The 22,151-nt window shown below is 69.1% G+C and carries 19 protein-coding genes; 9 read left to right on the forward strand and 10 right to left on the reverse strand.

Annotation, left to right across the window (positions count from 1 at the left end; genetic code table 11):
- Positions 1 to 154: 154 nt before the first annotated feature.
- Positions 155 to 610, reverse strand: a complete 456-nt coding sequence (locus FBZ90_RS12915) for a DUF488 domain-containing protein (RefSeq protein WP_145732711.1) — start codon at positions 608 to 610, stop codon at positions 155 to 157.
- A 249-nt stretch (positions 611 to 859) separates the two neighbouring features.
- Here FBZ90_RS12915 and rpmI point away from each other — a divergent pair, with 249 nt between their 5' ends.
- The 7 genes from rpmI (at position 860) to lepA (ending at position 9,689) form a co-directional block, all read left to right on the forward strand.
- The gene (gene rpmI, locus FBZ90_RS12920) at positions 860 to 1,060 is read left to right on the forward strand and encodes a 50S ribosomal protein L35 (protein ID WP_004271784.1); all 201 of its coding nucleotides are present in this window, start codon (positions 860 to 862) and stop codon (positions 1,058 to 1,060) included.
- Between the two features lie 13 nt (positions 1,061 to 1,073).
- Positions 1,074 to 1,436: a 50S ribosomal protein L20 gene (gene rplT, locus FBZ90_RS12925; protein WP_040843389.1), complete on the forward strand. Its 363-nt coding sequence runs from the start codon at positions 1,074 to 1,076 to the stop codon at positions 1,434 to 1,436.
- A 243-nt stretch (positions 1,437 to 1,679) separates the two neighbouring features.
- Complete coding sequence (pheS, locus tag FBZ90_RS12930; protein WP_186455789.1) at positions 1,680 to 2,756, forward strand: phenylalanine--tRNA ligase subunit alpha; 1,077 nt, start codon at positions 1,680 to 1,682, stop codon at positions 2,754 to 2,756.
- A 68-nt stretch (positions 2,757 to 2,824) separates the two neighbouring features.
- Positions 2,825 to 5,218 carry a phenylalanine--tRNA ligase subunit beta gene (gene pheT, locus FBZ90_RS12935; protein WP_145732713.1) on the forward strand — a complete coding sequence of 798 codons (2,394 nt, stop codon included), beginning with the start codon at positions 2,825 to 2,827 and terminating at the stop codon, positions 5,216 to 5,218.
- Positions 5,219 to 5,412: 194 nt separating this feature from the next.
- Positions 5,413 to 7,101, forward strand: coding sequence for a methyl-accepting chemotaxis protein (locus FBZ90_RS12940; protein WP_145732714.1), 1,689 nt, complete (start codon positions 5,413 to 5,415; stop codon positions 7,099 to 7,101).
- A 29-nt stretch (positions 7,102 to 7,130) separates the two neighbouring features.
- Complete coding sequence (locus tag FBZ90_RS12945; protein WP_145732716.1) at positions 7,131 to 7,802, forward strand: haloacid dehalogenase type II; 672 nt, start codon at positions 7,131 to 7,133, stop codon at positions 7,800 to 7,802.
- Positions 7,803 to 7,886: 84 nt separating this feature from the next.
- Positions 7,887 to 9,689, forward strand: coding sequence for a translation elongation factor 4 (gene lepA / locus FBZ90_RS12950; protein WP_145732717.1), 1,803 nt, complete (start codon positions 7,887 to 7,889; stop codon positions 9,687 to 9,689).
- Between the two features lie 151 nt (positions 9,690 to 9,840).
- Here lepA and FBZ90_RS12955 read toward each other — a convergent pair whose 3' ends face one another.
- The 6 genes from FBZ90_RS12955 to FBZ90_RS12980 all read right to left on the reverse strand — a co-directional run bounded on the left by FBZ90_RS12955 (position 9,841) and on the right by FBZ90_RS12980 (position 17,482).
- Positions 9,841 to 10,122, reverse strand: a complete 282-nt coding sequence (locus FBZ90_RS12955) for a type II toxin-antitoxin system ParD family antitoxin (RefSeq protein WP_145732718.1) — start codon at positions 10,120 to 10,122, stop codon at positions 9,841 to 9,843.
- Between the two features lie 69 nt (positions 10,123 to 10,191).
- Positions 10,192 to 11,928 (reverse strand): sensor histidine kinase, encoded by a 1,737-nt coding sequence (locus tag FBZ90_RS12960; RefSeq protein WP_145732720.1) that lies wholly within the window; start codon positions 11,926 to 11,928, stop codon positions 10,192 to 10,194.
- A 173-nt stretch (positions 11,929 to 12,101) separates the two neighbouring features.
- Positions 12,102 to 13,688, reverse strand: coding sequence for a bifunctional phosphoribosylaminoimidazolecarboxamide formyltransferase/IMP cyclohydrolase (gene purH / locus FBZ90_RS12965; protein WP_145732722.1), 1,587 nt, complete (start codon positions 13,686 to 13,688; stop codon positions 12,102 to 12,104).
- A gap of 84 nt (positions 13,689 to 13,772) precedes the next feature.
- Positions 13,773 to 15,425 (reverse strand): heparinase II/III family protein, encoded by a 1,653-nt coding sequence (locus tag FBZ90_RS12970; protein ID WP_246130390.1) that lies wholly within the window; start codon positions 15,423 to 15,425, stop codon positions 13,773 to 13,775.
- A 16-nt stretch (positions 15,426 to 15,441) separates the two neighbouring features.
- Positions 15,442 to 16,122: a ribulose-phosphate 3-epimerase gene (gene rpe, locus FBZ90_RS12975; RefSeq protein WP_145732724.1), complete on the reverse strand. Its 681-nt coding sequence runs from the start codon at positions 16,120 to 16,122 to the stop codon at positions 15,442 to 15,444.
- Positions 16,123 to 16,165: 43 nt separating this feature from the next.
- Positions 16,166 to 17,482 (reverse strand): RsmB/NOP family class I SAM-dependent RNA methyltransferase, encoded by a 1,317-nt coding sequence (locus FBZ90_RS12980; protein ID WP_145732725.1) that lies wholly within the window; start codon positions 17,480 to 17,482, stop codon positions 16,166 to 16,168.
- An 86-nt stretch (positions 17,483 to 17,568) separates the two neighbouring features.
- Here FBZ90_RS12980 and FBZ90_RS12985 point away from each other — a divergent pair, with 86 nt between their 5' ends.
- Complete coding sequence (locus FBZ90_RS12985; RefSeq protein ID WP_420872596.1) at positions 17,569 to 17,844, forward strand: DUF1674 domain-containing protein; 276 nt, start codon at positions 17,569 to 17,571, stop codon at positions 17,842 to 17,844.
- A gap of 291 nt (positions 17,845 to 18,135) precedes the next feature.
- Here FBZ90_RS12985 and FBZ90_RS12990 read toward each other — a convergent pair whose 3' ends face one another.
- Complete coding sequence (locus FBZ90_RS12990) at positions 18,136 to 18,717, reverse strand: ActR/PrrA/RegA family redox response regulator transcription factor (RefSeq protein WP_338121715.1); 582 nt, start codon at positions 18,715 to 18,717, stop codon at positions 18,136 to 18,138.
- Between the two features lie 263 nt (positions 18,718 to 18,980).
- Positions 18,981 to 20,354, reverse strand: coding sequence for an ActS/PrrB/RegB family redox-sensitive histidine kinase (locus FBZ90_RS12995; protein WP_145732726.1), 1,374 nt, complete (start codon positions 20,352 to 20,354; stop codon positions 18,981 to 18,983).
- 167 nt (positions 20,355 to 20,521) lie between these two features.
- On the opposite strand from FBZ90_RS12995, the gene FBZ90_RS13000 reads away from it, so the two are divergent.
- Positions 20,522 to 20,914, forward strand: coding sequence for a hypothetical protein (locus tag FBZ90_RS13000; RefSeq protein ID WP_145732728.1), 393 nt, complete (start codon positions 20,522 to 20,524; stop codon positions 20,912 to 20,914).
- 170 nt (positions 20,915 to 21,084) lie between these two features.
- On the opposite strand, the gene cobT is transcribed toward FBZ90_RS13000, so the two are convergent.
- Positions 21,085 to 22,122 carry a nicotinate-nucleotide--dimethylbenzimidazole phosphoribosyltransferase gene (cobT, locus tag FBZ90_RS13005; RefSeq protein WP_145732729.1) on the reverse strand — a complete coding sequence of 346 codons (1,038 nt, stop codon included), beginning with the start codon at positions 22,120 to 22,122 and terminating at the stop codon, positions 21,085 to 21,087.
- Positions 22,123 to 22,151 lie beyond the last annotated feature (29 nt).

Consider the following 22,151-nt stretch of genomic DNA (forward strand, 5'->3'; position numbering starts at 1 on the left):
GCTTACCCTAGCCCCAAGCCCTTGGACTAGCTGTCCGTTGGGCCAGCGTCCCTTTCGGGTTTCCCATCCGCCGGCCCCAAGGCTCTTGTCGCCGCCCTTTGTGTCCGCCGTGCGGCGTCCGATAGGTAAATTGCGGGCGGTGAAATGCGGGGGGCTAAAAGGCCGCGTCCACCGCCAGGTGGCGCACGTCGAAGCCCCAACCCGCCGCCATGTCGGCCGCGACGCGGGAGCGGTGACAGATGTGTGGGTCATCCTCCAGGCACAGCAGACAGGCCGGGCCCTGGTTCAGCGCGGTGGCGGCGGCCACGCCCAGCTCATACTGCGCCTCCGGCCGGGCCAGCGCCTGATCGACGATGGACCAGAACAGCGGCTGGTTGCCGGCGCGGCCGGCCAAGCGCCCCTCCTTGGGCGTGCCCAGCGCCTTCAGGTGCAGATACTCGATGCCCGCCTGGCGCAGGGCCGCCGACAACGGGCCCTTGGAAAAGCCGGCGCGGCGCGACAACGGCAGCTCCCGCACGTCGATCAACGTGCGCACGCCGGCCCGTACCAGGCGCTCCACCAACGCCGGCTGGCCCGCCTTCTCATACCCTATGGTGTACAGCTCGGGCATGGACGGGACTCCCTCGGGGATGCGGCAGGTTTCAGAAATGGGCCCCAGCCCTGTGTCCGGCAAGGGGCGGATGTGCCTGGAAATGAGTCATTCCGCCGCTCTCGGCCCTTGCCATGGGCCCGTACCCCGTGTACAAACCGCGCTTCATTTTGGCGGCGAGGCCGGGCCGAAAGGTCCAGGGCATGCCCACCCGCTCAGATGAGTCCACCGCCGTCCTTCGGGGCGGTTATTCTTTCGTGAGGAACCAAAATGCCCAAGCTGAAGAATCACAGCGGGACGAAGAAGCGGTTCAAGCTGACCGCCTCCGGTCTCGTTCGCGCCCAGGCCGCCGGCAAGCGCCACGGCATGCGCAAGCGTCCGCAGAAGATGAAGCGGAACGCCCGCGGCATGATGACCCTGTCCAAGCAGGACGGTATCATCATCACCAAGAATTTCATCCGGGTACCGTAAGGAGGGCTGAACCATGGCTCGCGTTAAGCGGGGCGTGACCACCCACGCCCGTCACAAGAAGATCCTGAAGCTGGCCAAGGGCTACCGGGGTCGTTCCAACAACTGCTTCCGTATCGCGATCGAGAAGGTCGAGAAGGCGCTTCGTTACGCCTACCGCGACCGTCGCGCCAAGAAGCGTAACTTCCGCGCCCTGTGGATCCAGCGCATCAACGCCGGTGCCCGCATCCACGGCCTGACCTACAGCCAGTTCATGCACGGCCTGAAGCGCGCCGCCATCGACGTTGACCGCAAGGTCCTCGCCGACATCGCCGCGCGCGAGCCGGAGGCGTTTAAGGTCCTGGTCGATCAAGCCCAGGCCGCTCTCAAGGCCGCTTGATCCTACCCGGATCAACGGTGCTGATAAGAAGGGGAGCAGGCCCGGCGGGCCCGCTCCCCTTTTTTTATTCCCTCAAACGCCGGGCGCGGCCATCCGGCCGCTTGGCTTCCTCGGCTCGCGCCCTGCGGTACTCGCTGCGGGGCCGGCAGTCGCCGGCCACAACGGCACGAGTCAAAGCCTGGTGCCGTTGATAGTATCGCCCCGAGTTTGCCCCCACTGCCCCCGAGAAGACGGATCGTTGCGATGAACATCCTCGACAGCCTCAAGGCCGACCTGCTGGCCGCCGCTGCCGCCGCCCCCGACCTGGCCGCCCTGGAAGAGGTGCGGGTGGACGCCCTGGGCAAGAAGGGCCGCATCACCGGCCTGATGAAGGACATGGGATCGCTGACGCCGGATGAGCGGCGGGAACGCGGCCAGGCCCTGAACGCCGTGAAGGAAGAGATCAGCCAGGCGCTGGACGCCCGCCGTCAGGTGCTGAAGGCCGAAGCCCTGGCGCAAAGGCTGGAGGCGGAGCGCATCGACGTCAGCCTGCCGGCCCGCCCCGAGGTCGAGGGCCGCGTCCACCCCATCAGCCAGACGGTGGAAGAGATGATCGCCATCTTCGCCGACATGGGCTTCACCGTGGCGGAAGGGCCGGACATCGAGACCGACTTCAACAACTTTACCGCCCTGAACATCCCGCCGGAGCATCCGGCGCGCCAGATGCACGACACCTTCTACCTGCCCAACGGGCCGGACGGGGGCACCCGCGTGCTGCGCACCCACACCAGCCCGGTGCAGATCCGCACCATGCTGGCGGGGGAGCCGCCCATCCGCATCATCGCGCCCGGCCGCACCTACCGGTCCGACTATGACCAGACCCACACCCCCATGTTCCACCAGATCGAAGGTCTGGTGATCGGGGAGAACATCCACATGGGCCATCTGAAGGGCACGCTGCTGGAGTTCTGCCGCGCCTTCTTCCAGGTGGACGACCTGCCCCTGCGCTTCCGCCCCAGCTTCTTCCCCTTCACCGAACCGTCGGCGGAGGTGGATATCGGCTGCTCCCGCAAGGGCGGCGAGCTGAAGCTGGGCAACTACGGCGACTGGCTGGAGATTCTGGGCTGCGGCATGGTCCACCCCAAGGTGCTGGAAAACTGCGGTATCGACAGCACCCGCTGGCAGGGCTTCGCCTTCGGCATGGGCATCGAGCGCGTGGCCATGCTGAAGTACGGCATCCCCGACCTGCGCACCTTCTTCGAGGCCGACCTGCGCTGGCTGAAGCACTACGGCTTCGTGCCCCTGGATGTGCCCAGCCTGGCCCAAGGTCTCACCCGATAACCCACCCTTAAAGAGCGGCAGCCGGCGTCGAGACGCCAGGCGCCCCACCCGAAGAACGGCAGGTAGCGATGAAGTTCACCCTTTCCTGGCTGAAGCAGCACCTTGAAACCGACGCCCCGCTGGACGTCATCACCGACAAGCTCACATCCCTGGGCCTGGAGGTCGAGGGCGTGGAGGACACCGGCAAGGCGCTGGCGCCCTTCGTCATCGCCAAGGTGCTGTCGGCGGAGAAGCACCCCAACGCCGACAAGCTGCGCGTCGCCATGGTCGACACCGGCAAGGGCGAGCCCATCCAGGTGGTGTGCGGCGCCCCCAACTGCCGCGCCGGCATCACCGTGGTGTTCGCCAGTCCCGGGGCCGTCATCCCCGCCACGGGCGACACGCTGAAGGTGGGCGCCATCCGGGGCGTGGAAAGCCGGGGCATGCTGTGCTCCGAGCGCGAGCTGAACCTGTCGGATGAGCACAACGGCATCATCGAGCTGCCGGAGGAGGCGCCGGTGGGCGCCAGCTTCGCCGCCTGGCGCAAGCTGGACGACGCCCTTATCGAGATCTCGCTGACCCCCGACCGCGTCGACTGCGCCGGCGTGCATGGCATCGCCCGCGACCTCGCGGCGGCCAGTGTCGGCACGCTGAAGCCGCTGAACAGCGCGCCCGTGCCCGGCGTCTTCACCGCCCCGGTCAAGGTGGCGCTGGAAACGGCGACCTGCCCGCAGTTCGCCGCCCGCGTGGTGCGCGGCGTGCGCAACGGCCCCAGCCCGCAATGGCTGCAGGACAAGCTGGCCGCCGTGGGCCTGCGTCCCATCTCCGCCCTGGTGGACATCACCAACCTGATGACCCTGGACCAGGTGCGTCCGCTGCACGTCTTCGACGCCGCCAAGGTCCAGGGCGACCTGACCGTGCGCGACAGCAAGGCGGGTGAGACCCTGCTGGCCCTGAACGGCAAGGAATACACCCTGCCCGCCGGCCTGGCCGTCATCGCCGACGCCAGCGGCGCCGTCCTGTCCCTGGGCGGCGTCATGGGTGGGGAGAGCACCGGCGTGTCGGAGACGACCACCGACGTCATCATCGAATCCGCCCTGTTCGAGCCCGCCAAGGTGGCGGAGGCCGGCCGCGCCCTGCAGATCGACAGCGACGCCCGCTATCGCTTCGAGCGCGGCGTGGACCCGTCCAGCGTCGTCAGCGGCATCGAGCAGGCGACCCGCCTGGTGCTGGAGATCTGCGGCGGCGAGGCCGGGGAGGTCTTCGTGGCCGGTGCCGAACCCGCCTGGCGCCGGCCCCTGACCCTGCGCCCCGCCCGCGTGGCCCATCTGGGCGGCGTGGACGTGGCGGAAGCCGACCAGCTGCGCATCCTGAACGCCCTGGGCTTCGAGACCAGCCAGAAGGACGGCCTGATCCATGCCGTGCCGCCGTCCTGGCGCGCCGACGTGCAGGGCGAGGCCGACCTGGTCGAGGAGGTGTTGCGCATCCATGGCTTCGACACCATCCCCACCACCAGCCTGCCGCGCGACGAGGGCCTGCCCAAGGTCGCCGTCACGCCCAAGCAGCGCCGCACCGCCACCGTGCGCCGCCTGCTGGCCGGCCGCGGCATGCTGGAGGCCATCACCTGGTCCTTCCTGGCGCCGGAGACGGCCAAGCTGTTCGGCGGCGCGCCGGATGAGCTGGCCCTGCTGAACCCCATCAGCGCCGACCTCGCCGTCATGCGCCCGTCGGTGCTGGCCAACCTGGCGGCAGCCGCTGGCCGCAACGCCGCGCGCGGCTATGCCGACCTGGCGCTGTTTGAGGTGGGCCCCGCCTTCCGCGACGGCAGCGAGAAGGGGCAGGACCTGATCGCCGCCGGTGTGCGCGCCGGCCTGGCCGTGGCCCGCCACTGGGCCAAGGGCACCCGCCCCGTGGACGCCTATGACGCCAAGGCCGACGCCATCGCGGCGCTGGAGGCCGCCGGCGCCCCCACCGCCAACCTGGTCGTCTCCACCGACGCGCCCGGCTGGTACCACCCGGGCCGCTCCGGCTGCCTGCGGCTGGGCCCCACCGTGCTGGCCCGCTTCGGCGAACTGCACCCGGCGGTGCTGGAGGCCCTGGACCTGACGGGCCCGCTGGTGGCGTTCGAGGTGTTCCTGGACCTGATCCCCACCCCGAAGAAGAAGGGCGGGACGGAGAAACCGAAGCTGGAGCTGTCGGCCTTCCAGCCCATCAGCCGCGACTTCGCCTTCGTGGTGGAGGCCGGCGTGGAGGCCGACCGCCTGATCCGCGCCGCCAAGGGGGCCGACAAGGCCCTGATCACCGGCGTGCAGTTGTTTGACGTCTATCAGGGCCCCGGAGTCGAAACCGGCTTCAAGTCCATCGCCCTGTCGGTCACGTTGCAACCGGTGGACAAGACCCTGACGGACGCGGAAATCGAAGCCGTGGCCGCCAAAGTCGTCGCCGCCGTCACCAAGACGACGGGCGCCGTGTTGCGCGGCTGACACAGAACCGCCGAAGCCGCAGTAGGCGCCCCCTGGGGTTCGGGGGCGCCCTTCTTTCCCGGTCAATTTATTGTGAATTTTAGGCGACCGAACCCTCTTGCGCCCTTGCCTTCCCCGCCGCTTACTATCCTTCCAACGATAAAAAGCGGACACTGACGCCAAGACTGGCGTCATCCTCGGGGAGGAGAGGCTGCATGAGGTTTTTCCGGGACCTGCCCATCATCCAGAAGCTGCTGCTGCCCCTGATCCTGATGGGGCTGGTGACGCTGGGCACCTCGCTTTACACCCTGTCGCAGATGAACACGGGTGCGGCCCAGTACCAGCACCTGCTGCATGGCGAGGCGGAGGCACTGAAGGCCATCGACCGCGCCAATGGCGCCGCGGCCAACATCGGCCGCATCAGCTACATGATGGTGGCCGAAACCGACAAGTTCATCATCGACAGCATGAAGGATGAGATCGGTCAGCAGGCCAGCGACCTGTCCAAGTACCTGGACAGCGTCGCCAAGCTGAACCCGGGGACCAAGGACGACCTGGCCATGGCCAGGGATGAGTTCAAGGCCATGATGAAGTTCGCGGAGGAGGCGCGCGAACAGATGCTGGCCGGCAACGTCAAGGCCGGCGCCGCCACCCTGACCGATGAGTTCGACATCCGCCTGTCCAAGCTGCTGGACCGCCTGACCGTCATCACCAAGGCGGTGGACGAGAACCTGGCCAAGGGCGAGGCGGCCGCCAAGGCCCGCAACGAGCGCACCTATTGGGTGACGCTGACGGCCGGCCTGTCCGGCGCCGTCGTGGTCATGGCGCTGGCGCTGTGGATCGCCTGGGCCGGCGTGTCGCGGCCGCTGAAACGCATCGTCGACACCATGACCGCCCTGGCCGACGGCGACCAGACCGTGGAGGTGCGGGCGACCGAGCGGCGGGACGAGATCGGCGCCACCGTCCGCGCCCTGCGCATCTTCCAAAGCGCGATGGTGGAGGCCGACACCCTGCGTCATGAGCAGGAGACGCTGAAGACCCAGGCGCAGGCCGAGCGCCATGCCGCCCTGGCCCACCTGGCCGATGAGTTCGAGACCAGCATGAACCAGGTGGTGGAAGGCGTCGCGGGGGCAGCCGACCGCATGCAGGGCAACGCCAAGGGCCTGTCCGCCATCGCGGAGCAGACCAACCACCAGACCCTGGCCGTGGCGGGCGCGGCGGAGGCCGCGGCCGGCAACGTCAACACCGTGGCGGCGGCGGCGGAGCAACTGTCCGCCAGCATCCAGGAGATCGGGCGGCGGGTCGAGGAATCCTCGCAGATCGCCCAAAATGCGGTGGTGGAGGCGGAACGCAGCAACCACACGGTCAGCGGCCTGGTGGAGGCGGCGCGCAAGATCGGCGACGTGGTGCGCCTGATCAGCGATATCGCCAGCCAGACCAACCTGCTGGCGCTGAACGCCACCATCGAGGCGGCGCGCGCCGGCGAGGCGGGCAAGGGCTTCGCCGTGGTCGCCAGCGAGGTGAAGACCCTGGCCACCCAGACGGCCAAGGCGACGGAGGAGATCAGCGCCCAGATCGGCGAGATCCAGGCGGTGGCCGGCAACGCCGCCGGGGCCATCCACGGCGTCAGCGGCACCATCGGCCGCATCAGCGACATCGTCACCACCATCGCCGCCGCCGTGGAGCAGCAGGGGGCCGCCACGAACGAGATCGCCAGCAGCGTGGCCCAGGCCGCCGCCGGCACCTCCGACGTGTCCAGCACCATCGGCCAGGTCACCCGCGCCGCCAGCGAGACCGGCACCATGGCGACCGACGTGCTGCACGCCGCCCAGGATCTGGTCAGCCAGTCCGACCATCTGCGCCACCAGGTGGCCGGCTTCGTGGCCAAGGTGCGAGCGGGGTAAGATCAGCGCCCACACCAAGGAGGGTAGCGATGGCGGTGACACTGGCCTTTGACGTGTACGGCACGCTGATCGACACCCAGGGCCTGGTGGCGACGCTGCGGGACATGGTCGGGGACAAGGCGGCGGAGTTCTCCCGCGCCTGGCGGGAACGGCAGCTGGAATACACCTTCCGCCGCGCCCTGATGCAGAACTACGCGCCCCTCAGCATTTGCACCGCCCAGGCCCTGGACCACACCAGCGCCCGCTACCAAACGCCGCTCAGCCCGGATCAGCGGACGACCCTGCTGGAGGGCTACCGCACCTTGCCGGCCTTCGGCGACGTGGCGGATGGCCTGGCCCAGTTGCGCGCGGCCGGCTTCCGCCTTTACGCCTTTTCCAACGGGACCGCGGAGGCGGTGCGCACCCTGCTGGATACCACCGGCGTCACCGACCTGTTCCTGGACATCGTCAGCACGGACGACCTGCGCTCATTCAAGCCCAACCCCGCCGTCTACAGCCATTTCCTGCGAACGGCCGGCGCCACGGGTGCCGAAACCTGGCTGGTGTCCAGTAATCCCTTCGATGTCATCGGCGCCCTTTCCGCCGGTTGGCGCGCCGCCTGGGTGAAGCGGTCCCCCGAGGCGCTGTTCGATCCCTGGGGCATTCCACCGACTGTGACGGTTCCAGACTTGCGCCATCTGGCGGCGGCGATCGCCGGATAGCACATGAACGCCCCGCCAACCCCGCGGTTGCGCCGGGACGCGGGGCATCCTATGGTCGCGGGAATTTTCCCAGACCGGCCCGTCATGACCGACCTTTCGCACATCCGCAATTTCTCCATCATCGCCCATATCGACCACGGCAAGTCGACCCTGGCCGATCGCCTGATCCAGTATTGCGGCGGCCTGGACGCCCGCGAGATGCGCGAGCAGGTGCTCGACAGCATGGATATCGAGCGCGAGCGCGGCATCACCATCAAGGCGCAGACCGTGCGCCTGAACTACAAGGCCGATGACGGGCAGACCTATCAGCTGAACCTGATGGACACGCCCGGCCACGTCGACTTCGCCTATGAGGTTTCGCGCTCGCTGGCGGCGTGCGAAGGGTCGCTGCTGGTGGTCGACGCCTCGCAGGGGGTGGAGGCGCAGACGCTGGCCAACGTTTACCAGGCCATCGACCACAACCATGAAATCGTCCCGGTCCTGAACAAGATCGACCTGCCGGCGGCCGAACCCGACCGCATCAAGCAGCAGATCGAGGACGTGATCGGCCTGGACGCCAGCGACGCCGTCATGATCTCGGCCAAGACCGGCCTGAACATCAAGGACGTGCTGGAAGCCATCGTCAAACGCCTGCCGCCGCCCAAGGGCGAGCTGGACGCGCCGCTGAAGGCCCTGGTGGTCGACAGCTGGTACGACCCCTACCTGGGCGTGGTCATCCTGGTGCGCGTCGTCGATGGCGAACTGAAGGTGGGCCAGAAGATCCGCATGATGGCCACGGGCGCCGCGAAGGAAGCCGACCGCGTCGGTCACTTCACGCCCAAGGCCGTGCAGTCGGGCCGCCTGGGGCCGGGCGAGATGGGCTTCATCACCGCCGGCATCAAGGACATCCGCGAAACCAAGGTCGGCGACACCATCACCGAGGACCGCCGCCCCGCGGCCGAGCCGCTGGAAGGCTTCAAGCCCAGCGTGCCCGTGGTGTTCTGCGGCCTATTCCCCACCGACGCCGCCGAGTTCGAGCATTTGCGCGAGAGCCTGGGCAAGCTGGCCCTGAACGACGCCAGCTTCCAGTTCGAGGCGGAGACGTCGGCCGCCCTGGGCTTCGGCTTCCGCTGCGGCTTCCTGGGCCTGCTGCACCTGGAGATCATCCAGGAGCGCCTGGAGCGCGAGTTCAACCTCGACCTGATCACGACGGCGCCCAGCGTCATCTACAAGATGCACATGACCGACAAGTCGGTCATCGACATGCACAACCCGGCCGACATGCCGGACCCCATCCGCATCGACCACATCGACGAGCCGTGGATCCGCGCCACCATCATGCTGCCCGACGAGTATCTGGGCGGCATCCTGGCACTGTGCACCGAGCGGCGCGGCCAGCAGATCGACCTGACCTATGTCGGCGGGCGCGCCATGCTGGTCTACAAGCTGCCGCTGAACGAAGTGGTGTTCGATTTCTATGACCGGCTGAAGTCCATCAGCCGCGGCTATGCCAGCTTCGACTACCAGATGGACGGGTACGAGACCGGCGACCTGGTCAAGATGTCCATCCTGGTGAACGCGGAGCCGGTGGACGCGCTGTCGACCATCGTCCACCGCAGCCAGGCTGAACACCGTGGCCGCCTGCTGTGCGAGCGGCTGAAGGAGCTGATCCCGCGCCAGCTGTTCAAGATCGCCGTGCAGGCCTCCATCGGCAGCCGCGTCATCGCCCGCGAGACCATCAGCGCCATGCGCAAGGACGTGCTGGCCAAGTGCTACGGCGGCGACATCAGCCGCAAGCGCAAGCTGCTGGACAAGCAGAAGGAAGGCAAGAAGCGCATGCGGCAGTTCGGCGAGGTCGAAATCCCGCAGAGCGCCTTCATCGCCGCCCTCAAGATGGGCGACGGCTGATCGCTGAAATCAAAGGTTCGATTGCCACGCCGGCCGCTCCCACAAAGGGCGGCCGGTTCGCGTTTCAGGGGCTGTCTTCGGAAATGCCTGAAACGTGCCGTTCCAAATCCATGGCATCGTGAAGAACGCGCAGGATGTCGATCATATGTGATCAGCGCTTGCTAGCAGCTTCACCGCCCAAATTGGCGATGTAATTTTCCAGGTCCGCATCGCTTTCCAGCAGATCAAACCGGCCTTCCGCGATATCCCGGCGCCCCACCTCCGCCGCTTCGCTCAGCGCCCTGAGCTTGGCGGCATGTACCTCTTCTTCCCGTTCCACCAGCCGGAGGCCGGCGCGCAGGACCTCGCTGGCGTTCTGATAGCGGCCAGATCGCACCAGGGTTTCGATGACCTGCTCATGATGGTCGGTCAGCACCACGTTGCGTGTCGGCATAGGGATTCCTCCTGCGGCAAGGGCGGAGCCGGAAGCTTAACCCCTATTGGCATACTATGCCAATGCCGGTTATCCCAGCGGGAAGCGCAACGTGAACCGCGTGCCGGGCGCACCGTCTTCGTAGCGGAAGCTGCCCCGCAGTTGGCGGGTGAAGGCGTCGATCAGCAGCAGGCCCAGGCTCTTGCGCCCGGCCCGGACGGTGGCGTCCGGCATGCCGATGCCATCGTCGGTCACGGTCAGCACGCCCTCCTCCCCCTCCCGCCGCAAGGTGACGGACAGGGCGCCGCCCCGCCCGCCGGGATAGGCGTGCTTGAAGGCGTTGGATAGCACCTCGTTCAATACCAGGGTGACGGGCACAGAGGCCGTCAGGTCCGTCGCCAGCGGCTCCACCGCCAGCGCCAGGGTCACGCGGCGCGCCTCATCCGCCGGGGTTCCCTCCCCCTGGTGGATGTTGTCGATCTCGCGCGCCAGGGCCGTGATCACGCGGTCCAGCGGCACCACGTCGACATCGGTGGCGCGGTGCAGCTGTTCGTGCAAGATCCCCATGGCCTGGATGCGGCGCAGGGCGTCGCCCAGCACCGGGCGCAGCGCGGGGTTCATGCTGGCCTGCAGTTGCAGCAGGCTGGAAACGACCTGGAGATTGTTCTTTACCCGGTGATGCGTGTCGCGCAGCAGCATCTCCCGTTCCGCCAGGGCCTTGTCCAGGTGGCGGGTGCGGTCGGCCACCCGCGCCTCAAGCACGGTGTTGGCCTGGCGCAGGATGCGGTCGGCGCGCACCAGGTCGCGGGACCGCCGGATGGCGATCCACGCCACGAGCATCAGCGCCAGCGAGGCCGGCACGGCCACGGCGGCGTAGATCAGGGCCCGGCCCTCCCATTCGCTGGCAATGCTGTCCGTGGTGATGCCATAGACGACGTATAGCGGCAGGTTGGGCACCTTGCGGCGGGCGTACAGACGCTCAACACCGTCGATGGGAGAGGTGAGGATGAAGGTGCCGGCGGCATCCACCGGCGCCTGGATGAAGCCGGGATAGGAGCCCTGCTGCAGGCTGTCGTCCGACGCGGCGGGTTCGCGCAACAGCAGGGCGCCATCCTCCCGAATCAGCAGCATGGTCTTGGGCTCACCCGCGAACAGCGACCGGTAGAAGGAAATGAAATAGTCCGGCCTGAGGGACAGCTGGGCCACGCCGTTGAACCGGCCGTCCAGCGTCTGCATGCGCTGGCTGATGGGCAGGAAGGGCTGGCCGGACAGGCGGCCGCGCAGCTGCTGGCCGATATAGATGCCGCTGCCTGGTTTCAGCTGGGCGCGGAAATACTCCCGATCGCTGACATCCAGCGCCGGCGTCGGCCACTGCATGGTGTTGACGCGGACGATGCCGGTGGGATCGACCACCCACACGCCCTCCAACTCCGGCGAGGCCTGCCAAATCTCGCGCAGCCGGTCATAGAATCGGCTGTCACCGGCGATTTCCTTCCAGCCGGCATCGTCCACCAAGCGTTCGACATACCGCAGGCTGGCGGCGTGGATGCTGAAGATCTTGCCCGCGTGTTCTTCCAGAACATGGGTCACGTCCACCACCTGGTCGCGGGCATCGTCCCAAACCCGGCGGTGATGGTCCCAGGCGGCCCAGGCGAAGACCAGCAGGGTCAGCACCAGGCTCATGAGCAACAAGGCCGCCACCGGCCGGCCGGCGGAGGGGATCAGGGGAACGCTGGGGGTCGCCACCCCCTCCGGCGGATCGCCGGCGGCGGGTGCGGAATGGGCGACGCCTGCCGGAATGGCATGGTCTGGCGCGGAGACTGTCATACGGGCGGCCCAGTCCTTATTGGCCCAGGCTTCTGCCCCCCATCGCAGGCAGTCCCGGGCGTACCCCTCAGGTCATCGCCACCCCTGAACGATCAGCCCCAAGGTGGGACCGAGGGAAACGCCGACGATGGCCGATGCCTTGATACGGACCATCGCCGACATTCCTACGCCCGTCAGTGACGGAAATGACGCATCCCGGTAAATACCATGGCCAGGCCGCGCTCGTCCGCCGCGTCGATCACCTCCTGGTCACGCATGGAGCCGCCGGGCTGGATGACGGCGGTGACACCGGCCTCCGCCGCGGCGATCAGGCCATCGGCGAAGGGGAAGAAGGCGTCGGACGCCACCACGCTGCCCTTGGTGCCCGGCTCGGACAGGCCCGCGGCCTGTGCCGCCTCGCGGCTCTTGATGGCGGCGATGCGGCTGCTGTCGACTCGGCTCATCTGGCCGGCGCCGATGCCCACGGTGGCCAGGTCCTTGGCATAGACGATGGCGTTGGACTTGACGTGCTTGCCGACGCGGAAGGCGAACAGCAGGTCGGCCAATTCCTTCGGCGTCGGGCCGCGCTTGGTCACCACCTTCAGGTCGGTCGGCAGGACACGGCCGTCATCCCGGCTCTGGGCCAGGAAGCCGCCGGCCACGGTCTTGATCAGGGTGCCGGCCTGGGCCGGGTTGGGCAGGTCGCCGGTCAGCAATACGCGCAGGTTCTTCTTGGATGCCAGCACGGCGCGGGCCGCCTCGTCCGCGTCGGGCGCGATCACCACCTCGGCGAACAGCCGGGATATGGCCTCGGCCGTCACGGCGTCGAGCGTGCGGTTGGCGGCGATGATGCCACCAAAGGCGGAAACGGGGTCACAGGCCAGCGCGCGGGCATAGGCGCCGGGCAGGTCATCCCCCTCGGCCACGCCGCAGGGGTTGGCATGCTTGATGATGGCGATGGCGGGACGCTCGAACTCGGCCACCAGCTCGAACGCCGCGTCGGTGTCGTTCAGGTTGTTGTAGGACAGCTCCTTGCCCTGCAGTTGGGTGGCGGTGGCGATGCCGGGACGGCGCTCCCCCGTCACGTAGAAGGCGGCCGTCTGGTGCGGGTTCTCACCATAGCGCAAGGTCTGGCGCAGCGTGCCGGACACGGTCACGCTCTCCGGCCAGGTCTGGCCCAGGCGATTGGCGAACCAGGCGCCGATGGCGGCGTCATAGGCGCCGGTACGCGCATAGGCCTTGGCGGCCAGCCGGCGGCGCAGGTCCAGCGTGGTCTGGCCGTCATGGGCGGCCAGTTCCGCCAGCAGGGGGGCGTAGTCGGACGGGTCGGTCACCACCGCCACGAAGTCGTGGTTCTTGGCGGCACCGCGGATCAGGCTGGGGCCGCCGATGTCGATGTTCTCGATGCAGGTCTCGAAATCCGCGCCCTTCGCCACCGTGGCCTCGAAGGGGTAGAGGTTCACCACCACCAGGTCGATGCCGGGAATGTCATGGGCGTTCATGGCCGCCACATGCCCCTCGTCATCGCGGCGGGCCAGGATGCCGCCATGGATGCGCGGGTGCAGGGTCTTCACCCGGCCATCCATCATCTCGGGGAAGCCGGTGTGGTCGCCCACCTCGGTCACGGGCACGCCGGCCTCGGCCAGGCGCTGGGCGGAACCGCCGGTGGACAGGATATGCACGCCGCGCGCGGCCAGGGCCTGGCCCAGCTCAATCAGGCCGGTCTTGTCGGACACGGAGATGAGGGCGCGGCGCAGGGGAACGAGATCGGGGCTGGTCATGATGGCAATCCGGCTTGGATGGACTTGGGGAAAAGAGAAAGCCCGGCAGCAAGCCGGGCTCAGGGGAAATTCGGACAGGAGTGATCAGGGGTCGGCGCCCTCGGCCTTCTTCTCGCGGCGCAGGGCCCATTTCACGGTGGCGCCGCCGGGGGCGGTCTGGCCGCGCACGGTGACCTGCAAGGTGCCGCGCGGCTCGGGCCCGTCGCCCAGGTAGACGCTTTCCTCCAGCCCCACCACGCCGCCCGACAGACGCAGGCGCCACCCGGCGCCCGACGGCAGACGCAGCAGCACGCCGTCACCGCCCTGGGACAGGCTGGCGTGGACACCGGGATGCAGATGGAAGCGCAGGGTGTAGGACTGGCCGCCCGACCCGCCCTCCAGCTTGTCCTCGCCCCGCAGGTCCTCGCCACTTTCGGCAAGGTACAGGCGGCGATGGTGGATCAGGCCGAAGCCGTCGCGGTAACCGTCGTGCGCGGCCTCCACCAGCACGGCGCCGCCGGTTTCCCGCCGCTTGGCCTCGACGGGATGCGGGCGACGGCCCAGGCCGCCATCCTCCCGCACCGAGGCCGAATTGGTATCGGCCACCACCAGGGTGGAGTGGGCGGCGGTGGAGGCGAGCGCGCCGCGCCACGCGCCGGTTTCCGACGGATGGCCGCCGCAGTTGACGATCAGCCGCTCCCGCCCCACGCTCATTTCAAACGACAGGGTGCCGGCATGGGCACGGGCGTCCAGGCCCGCGGGGGGCGGCGCGCCGGCGTCGAACAGCACGCAGGTGCGGCCCGCCGCCAGCCGCTCAAACCCCACATGGGGGGCGGAGCGCAGGGGCCGGCCGCGCGCGTCCGCCTGGCTCAGCACCGTATCGATGAAGGCCGGGTCTTCCGCGCACCCGCCATTGAACAGGGCGAGACCGCCATCGCCATGCCGGAAGAAACGCAGGGTGGGGGTCAGGCGGTCGATGGTGTGCTGCAGCGCGTCCGGCATGTCGGCCCGGGCGGCGCGCAACACCCCGCGGATGTCGATGAGGTGACGCAGCACCTGCAATTGCAGCGATGGGCTGCGCTGCACATGGCCACCGTCGGCCATGACCTGGCGCGCCAGCTCGCGGTTCAGCAGCCACAGCGCCCGCTGGGCGGTGCGCACGCGCCCCGGCAGGCACAGACCGCCATAGATCATGCCCTTGATGCCCAGGATCAGGTCGACGCCGCGCAGGCGACCGGGCACCAGGCGAGCCAGATGGCGCAACTGGCGGGCCAGGCTGTCGAAGACCCGGGCGCGCAGGCCGTCATCGGCGCTGGCCAGGAAGAAATCATGGGCGCCGATCCAGGCGGCGATCCGCTGGGCCGTCACCTCCGGCGCCCAGGCGACGGCGTGCCAGGAGGAGAAACCGTCCAGCCAGCTGGTGACCAGCACGCGGGCCTGGCGCCGAGCGGCGTCGCCGCCCACGGCCTTCAGGTGGCGCAGCCAGTCGAACCCGTGCAGCGCGGTCAGCCAGGCGGACCCGGCGGACAGGTCCAGCCAGGGCGGCAGGTCGGCCTGGCGCTCTTCTCCCGCGAAGGCGAAGCGGCCAGCCAGCAGCGCCTCACCCTGGCGGGGGTCGCCCGGCCACGGGTCGGCCGGCACCACGCCCAGCGCCTGCGGCGCACGACTTTTCAGCAGCACGCCGTATAGCGGCGTCCGGTAGACCAGCGCGCCGGGGCCGGCGCGGAACCGTCTCATGCCGGAAGTGACACGGGCCATGCGCCGTTCGACCCCTTTAGACCAGCGGGCCGCGCAGGCGGCGGATGTTGTCGGCGTAGGCGTCCGGGCCGCCCTGGAAGGTGGCGGTGCCGGCCACCAGCACGTCGGCGCCAGCCGCGATGGCCACGGGCGCCATCTCGGCATTGATGCCGCCGTCGACCTCCAGGTCGATGACACGGGACGTGCCGGCGGTCACCGCGTCGATGCGCTGGCGGATGGCCCGGATCTTGTCCTTCTGGCTGTTGATGAAGGACTGGCCGCCGAAGCCGGGGTTGACCGACATGACCAGGATCATGTCGACGTCGTCCATAATGTAGTCCAGCACCGAGATGGGCGTCGCCGGGTTCAGCGCCACGCCGGCCTTCTTGCCCAGGCTGCGGATCAACTGCAGCGTGCGGTGGGTATGAGCACCGGCCTCGGGATGCACGGTGATGATGTCGGCGCCGGCCTTGGCGAAGGCGGCGACGAAATTGTCCACCGGGCTGATCATCAGGTGAACGTCGAACACCTTGGCCGAATGCGGGCGCAGCGCCTGCACCACCATGGGGCCGATGGTCAGATTGGGCACGAAATGCCCGTCCATGACGTCGATGTGGATATAGTCGGCGCCGGCAGCGTCCACGGCCCGAACCTCCGCGCCCAGGTTGGCGAAGTCGGCCGACAGGATGGAGGGGGCGATGCGTACCGGCTGCTGCATGGTGACTATGGTTCCTATCAACTAAGGGCTGTTTTGCCAACCGCTAGGCGGTGCGGCGCAGGCGGGTCATGAAAAATCCGTCAAGGCCGCCCAGCTCGGGCCAATGGCCGGGCGTGGTGCGCACGTCGCCGCTGTCGGTCACCAGCGGCGCGAGCGCGGTGGCGTCCGCCTGCGGGTCGTACGCCAAGTCGACCGGAATGACGGGTTCCACCATGACATCCAGGCGGCGCGACAGCAGCTTGGACAACTGCTCCTCGCCTTCCTCCGGCTGGAGGGAGCAGGTGCAGTAGACCACCAGGCCGCCAGGCTTCACCATGTCGATGGCGCGATCCAGCAGGCGGCGCTGCACGCCCTGCAGGCGGCCCACGTCTTCCGGCGTTTTCAGCCGCGCCACGTCGGGGTGGCGGCGGATGGTGCCGGTGGCGCTGCACGGCGCGTCCAGCAGCACGGCGTCCACCGGTTCGTCCGGCAGCCACTTGGTGGCGTCGGCCACCGCCGTGGTGACCGACAGGCCCAGCCGTTCCATGTTGCGCGACAGCCGGTCCAGCCGGGGGGCGGAGCGGTCGACCGCCGTCACCTTGGCGCCGGCGGCGGCCAGCTGGGCGGTCTTGCCGCCCGGGGCGGCGCACAAATCGATGACGGTCAGGCCGGCGACGTCGCCCAGCAGGCGGGCGGGCAGCGCCGCAGCCGCGTCCTGCACCCACCAGGCGCCCTCATTGAAGCCCGGCAGCTCGGTGACCGACCCGCCGGCGGCGCGGCGCAGGGTCCCGGTGGGCAGCACCGTCGCCTCCAGCCGTTCCGCCCAGGCGCGCGGATCGCCCTTCACCGTGATGTCCAGCGGCGCCTCGACCAGATGGGCGTCGACGATGGCGCGGGTGTGGCCGGTGCCGTAGTGCTGGCGCCAGGCCAGCCACAGCCAGTCGGGCGTGTTCAGGCGGCCGGCGTCCTGGGCGGCCAGCAGCTCGGCGCCCTCGCGCGCCAGGCGGCGCAGCACGGCGTTGATCAGGCCCTTCATGCCGGCCAGGCCCTTGGCCACGGCCAGTTCCACGCCCGTGTCCACGGCGGCGTGGGCGGGGGTGCCCAGGAACAGTAGTTGGGCGGCGGAAACGCGCAGGATGTCCAGCACGCCGGCCTTGGGCAGGTCCGGCCGCGCCAGCAGCGACAGGACCACGGCGTCGATCTGGCCCAGGCGGCGGATGACGGTGGCGGTCAGCAGGCGGACGAAGGCGCGGTCGCGCGGCTCCAGCGCCGGCAATCCCCGGTGCTGATCCAATGCGTCATCCAGCGGCACGCGGCGGCGCAGCACGCTTTCCAAGAGATCCAGGACTACCCGGCGGGCGGCCAACGTTTCGGTATTCATGGGGGCGGGGTGTACCCTGGAAAAAGCCCGCTGTCACCGGCCCCTTTCGGCCACCCGCCCCCCGTTTCCGGCATGGATTTGAAGGGATGCCGGAAAACCCCTTGGCGGCGGCCAACGGCGGGGCCAATTATACCCCCATGAGCAAGCTACCCCCTCTGCCTGAGCCCCCTCTGCCCGAACCCAAGGCCCCCGTGTTCAAGGCGCACGTCGCCCCCACGGCATCGGCGCCCGAGCCCGCCCCCGAAGCCGTCAAGGCCGAGGCCGCGAACCCCGAACCCGTGCGCGAGATCGGCGGCCCCACCGGCCCCGAGCCCACCCGCTACGGCGACTGGGAACGCAAAGGCCGCTGCAGCGATTTTTGAAGAAGCGGTGCGGCGGGGCTAAGGCTCGCGCATAGGCTTAACGCGAGCGGTGCCCAAGCCCCTGGGCGCGGTCAGCATTACCCTCTGGTACCCCTTTGGGGTCTCCTCTGCCCCCCGGCCGCCCTTTCAGGGTAGCGCGTCCAAATCGAGCGATCAACGCCCCCAACCCAGCTCTGGAGGAGCGTCAGCGACGAATAGCCCGCGACCGCGGGCGCCGCAGCGATCACCGCAGGGCGCAGCGAGGATAGCCGAGGGGCCGGATGGCCCCGCCGGCGCTTGAGGAAAACGACTTCAAGTCCTGGGCGCGTGCTTGTTCAGGATGCGCTGCAGGGTACGGCGGTGCATCTTCAGGCGGCGCGCGGTTTCCGAGACGTTGCGGTCACACTGCTCGAACACCCGCTGGATGTGTTCCCAGCGCACGCGGTCGGCGGACATGGGGTGTTCCGGCGGCGGCGGCAGGGGCCCGTCGGTCAGCAGGGCGGCCTCCACCGCGTCGGCGTCGGCCGGCTTGGGCAGGTAGTCCACGGCGCCGGCCTTCACGGCGGCGACGGCGGTGGCGATGTTGCCATAGCCTGTCAGCATGACGATGCGCGCCTCGGGCCGGGCGTCGCGCAGGGCCTTCACCACATCCAGGCCGCTGCCGTCAGCCAGCCGCAGGTCGACCACGGCATAGCGCGGGGCGGCCTCCTGCGCCACCTCCACGCCCACCGCGACGCTGTCCACCGCCACCACGTCGAAGCCGCGCTTTTCCAGCGCGCGGGCCAGGCGGATGCGGAAGGGGGCGTCATCGTCCACCACCAGCAGGCTGCGCGACGCGTCCCCGGTGAAGCCGAGGCGCATGGGATCGATCACGTCACCGGTCTCAACGCTCATCTCTCGAAAACCCCTTATTTTCCGGCCGTGCTGTGTGGACGGTTGCAAAGCTATGAACGACCTTATTACGCCGTCCGGGACGGCTTGCCTGCGATTTCGACACGCGGCAAAAGGACGCCCCGTTATGCCGGAATAGATGGACACGCGATTGTGGCCGTCCAAGGGCGGTAATACGCCGGGGCCCATGCCCTGTCGATTATCCATCCCTTTGGCCTGTCTTCGGACCGTTCACCGCCAGTCTTGGGACTTATCAATCGCCCGCCTCAGTCGCCCGGCTGCGGCCCGCTCCAGTTCACGGTGACCTGGGCGCCGGCCCCGACGGGGGTGCTGCCCGGCCGGCCGTTGGCGTAGGAGACGATGGCGCCGGTGCGTTCCAGCAGGATCTGGGCGATGAACAGGCCCAACCCCATGGTGCCGCCGCCGCCCACGCGCACGGGCACCTGCTCCAACCGTTCATCCCGGTCGGAGACATAGGGCTCCCCCAACCGTTCCAGCAGGCTGACGGGAAAGCCGGGGCCATCGTCCGCCACCGTCAGCACCAGGGCGGAGGGGTCGCAATGCAGGGTCACGTCCACCCGGGTGGTGGCGAATTGCATGGCGTTCTGGATGATGTTGCCCAGGCCGTGCTGCAGTTCCGGCGACAGCGGCAGGGGAGACGGCGCCCCCTCCTCCGCCCCGGTGACGGTGATGTCCAGGGTCACGTCCGCCCGCCGGTGCGGGGCGGCCACGGCCTCGATGACCTGGACGGGCCCCAGGGGGGCGTAGGGCTCCATCTCCCCTTCCGCGTCCGGGCGGCGGGCCAGGTCGGCCAGGATGACGCGGCAGCGGTCGCACTGGCTTTGCAGCAGCTGGACATCCTCCTGCCAGGGGCTGTCGGGCGGCATGTCGCGGGCCAGCTCCTTGGCCACCACGGCGATGGTGCCCAGCGGGCTGCCCAGCTCGTGGGCCGCCGCCGCCGCCAGGGCGCCCAGGGCGGACGCCTTCTGGGCGCGGGCCAGCGACACTTGGCTGGCGATCAGAGCCTGGGACAGGTCGCGGCCCGACTGCGCCACCTTGTAGACGTAGGTCGCGATGAAAATGGCCGCCAGAGTGAGCGCCGCCCAGATGCCGGCCAGATAGATGGGCGACAGGGTGACGCCGTTGCTGGCCGGCCAGGACAGGGGCATGGCCAACGCCCACAGCAGGGTGAGACAGGCGGTGGTCAGCGCGGTGAGGCCCGTGACCAGCCGGCGCGCCAGCATGCTGGCCCCCACCATCAGCGGCGCCAGGACCAGGACGGCGAAGGGATTTTCCAGGCCGCCAGTCAGCAGGAGCAACAGGGTGAGCTGCACGGTGTCGTAGCCCAGGAAGGCGACGGCGCCCAGTTCGGTCAGGAAGGGGCTGCGGCGCCGGCGGGCGACGGCGTACAGGTTGATCAGCAGCGACACCGCCGTCACCGCCAGGGCCGGCAGCAGCGGGATGTCGACACCGACCAGATCCTCCACCGTCAGCAAGGTGATGGTCTGGCCAGCGATGGCGATCCAGCGGATGGTGTTGAGGGTGCGCAGGTTGATGCGCGCCGCCGCCCAGCGCCCGCTCCCCGGCCGCGCCTCATCCGGGCTGTCGCCCACGCTTGCTGTCCACGCCTGCCGCGTCATCGTCCCGACCGTCCCAAAGCTCAAGGTCGCCTGGATTAAGCAGCGGCAACCATGCCGGGCGTCAAGCGATTGCGCATCGGCCAAGGCGTCGCACCCGTGCAGGCCCTTGCCCCCGGGCGTATGGCATTGATAATGACGGCGGGATGCCACCCGGTGGAGAAAGTTCCTTGGACAGCCAGCGCAAATTCGCGGTGCAGAAGCCCCAGGGCAAAAAGTGGGAAACCCTGGCCCTGGTCGACAGCCTGTCGGCGGGCAAGCGGGAATTCAGCGAGGCGGTGCGCAGCCACGGGCGCGGCTACGTCCGCCTGATCCAGGTGGATTTCGAGAGCGAGGACGCGCTGTCCAACTACGACTGGCGCCTGGTGGAACTGCACGACCCCTACAAGGGCAGCGGCCGGCCCAAACCCACCGTCGTCGCCGGCTCGGAGCGCCCGGCCAAGCCCAAGAAGGACAAGGGGCCCGGCGAAAAGGTGGCCATCCCCATCCGCACCTGGATGCTGGCCTGCCTGGTGGCGGTGGCCGTGGGCGTCATGTGGGTGCTGACGTATCACCGGCCGTGAGAGGCTGGTTGGTTCGCCTCAGGCGCCGGCGGGCCATCCGGCCCTTGGCTTGTCCTCGTTTTGCAGTCCGCTCTCGCTCCCCGCAAAACTCCGGCGGCCGCAGTCGCGGCCTAGCCCAGTTCCAGCTGAAACTGGGCCTTGGCGCTTCGAGGGCGAGTGTGTCAGCGCCTTTAATGCGTGGCCCGGCCCTCTGCGCCGCGTGTGGACACGCCGGCCTCGGTGAACGTCGCCATGCCGGTGTGGCAGGCGACAGCGGCCTGCAGCAGGGGCAGGGCCAGGGCGGCGCCGGAGCCTTCGCCCAGGCGCATGCCCAGGGTCAGCAGCGGTTCCTGGCCGATAGCGTCCAGCAGGCGGCGGTGGGCCGGCTCGGCCGACAGGTGGCCGACGATGCAATGGTCCAGGGCGCGGGGGTCCAGCTTGAACAGCACGGCGGCGGCGGCGGTGCAGGCGTAGCCGTCCAGCACCACCGGCGTGCGGGCCATGCGGGCCGCCATGATGGCGCCGACGATGGCCGCCAGCTCATACCCGCCCAGGGCGCGCAGGACATGGAAGGGATCGGCCAGCAGATCGGCGTTGGCCTGGACGCCGGCCGCGACCACAGCGGCCTTGCGCGCCACGCCCTCGGCATCCAGGCCGGTGCCGGGACCGACCCAATCCCCAGCCTTGCCCCCGAACAGGGCCAGGCACAGGGCGGCGGCGGACGTGGAGTTGCCGATGCCCATCTCCCCCAGGCACAGCACGTCGATGCCGGTCTCCACCGCCATCATGCCGTAGGCCATGGCACGGGCGCAGGCCTCCTCGCTCATGGCGGGGCCGTGGGTGAAGTCGGCCGTGGGGTTGTCCAGGTCCAGCTCATAGACGCGCAGGTCGGCGTCGGCCTGGCCACACAGCTGGTTCACCGCCGCACCACCCTGGGTGAAGTTGCGCACCATCTGGGCCGTCACTGCCGAAGGATAGGCGGACACGCCCAGCGCCGCCACACCATGGTTGCCGGCGAACACCGCCACACGCGGATGCTGCACCCGGGGGGGCGTGCGGCCCTGCCAGGTGGCCAGCCACTCGGTCAGGCTTTCCAGCCGGCCCAGGGCGCCGCGCGGCTTGGTCAGCTGCACCTCGCGCTGCATGACGGTGGTGGCGGCCTCCAGATCCGGGCCCGGCAGGTCGGCCAGGACGCGGCGGAATTCGTCGAAGGAGGGGATGTCGCTCATGATGCTCCGGCCCGATGATGGGACCCGCG

It is taken from the genome of Nitrospirillum pindoramense (genome assembly GCF_007827955.1).
Taxonomy (GTDB): Bacteria; Pseudomonadota; Alphaproteobacteria; order Azospirillales; family Azospirillaceae; genus Nitrospirillum; species Nitrospirillum amazonense_B.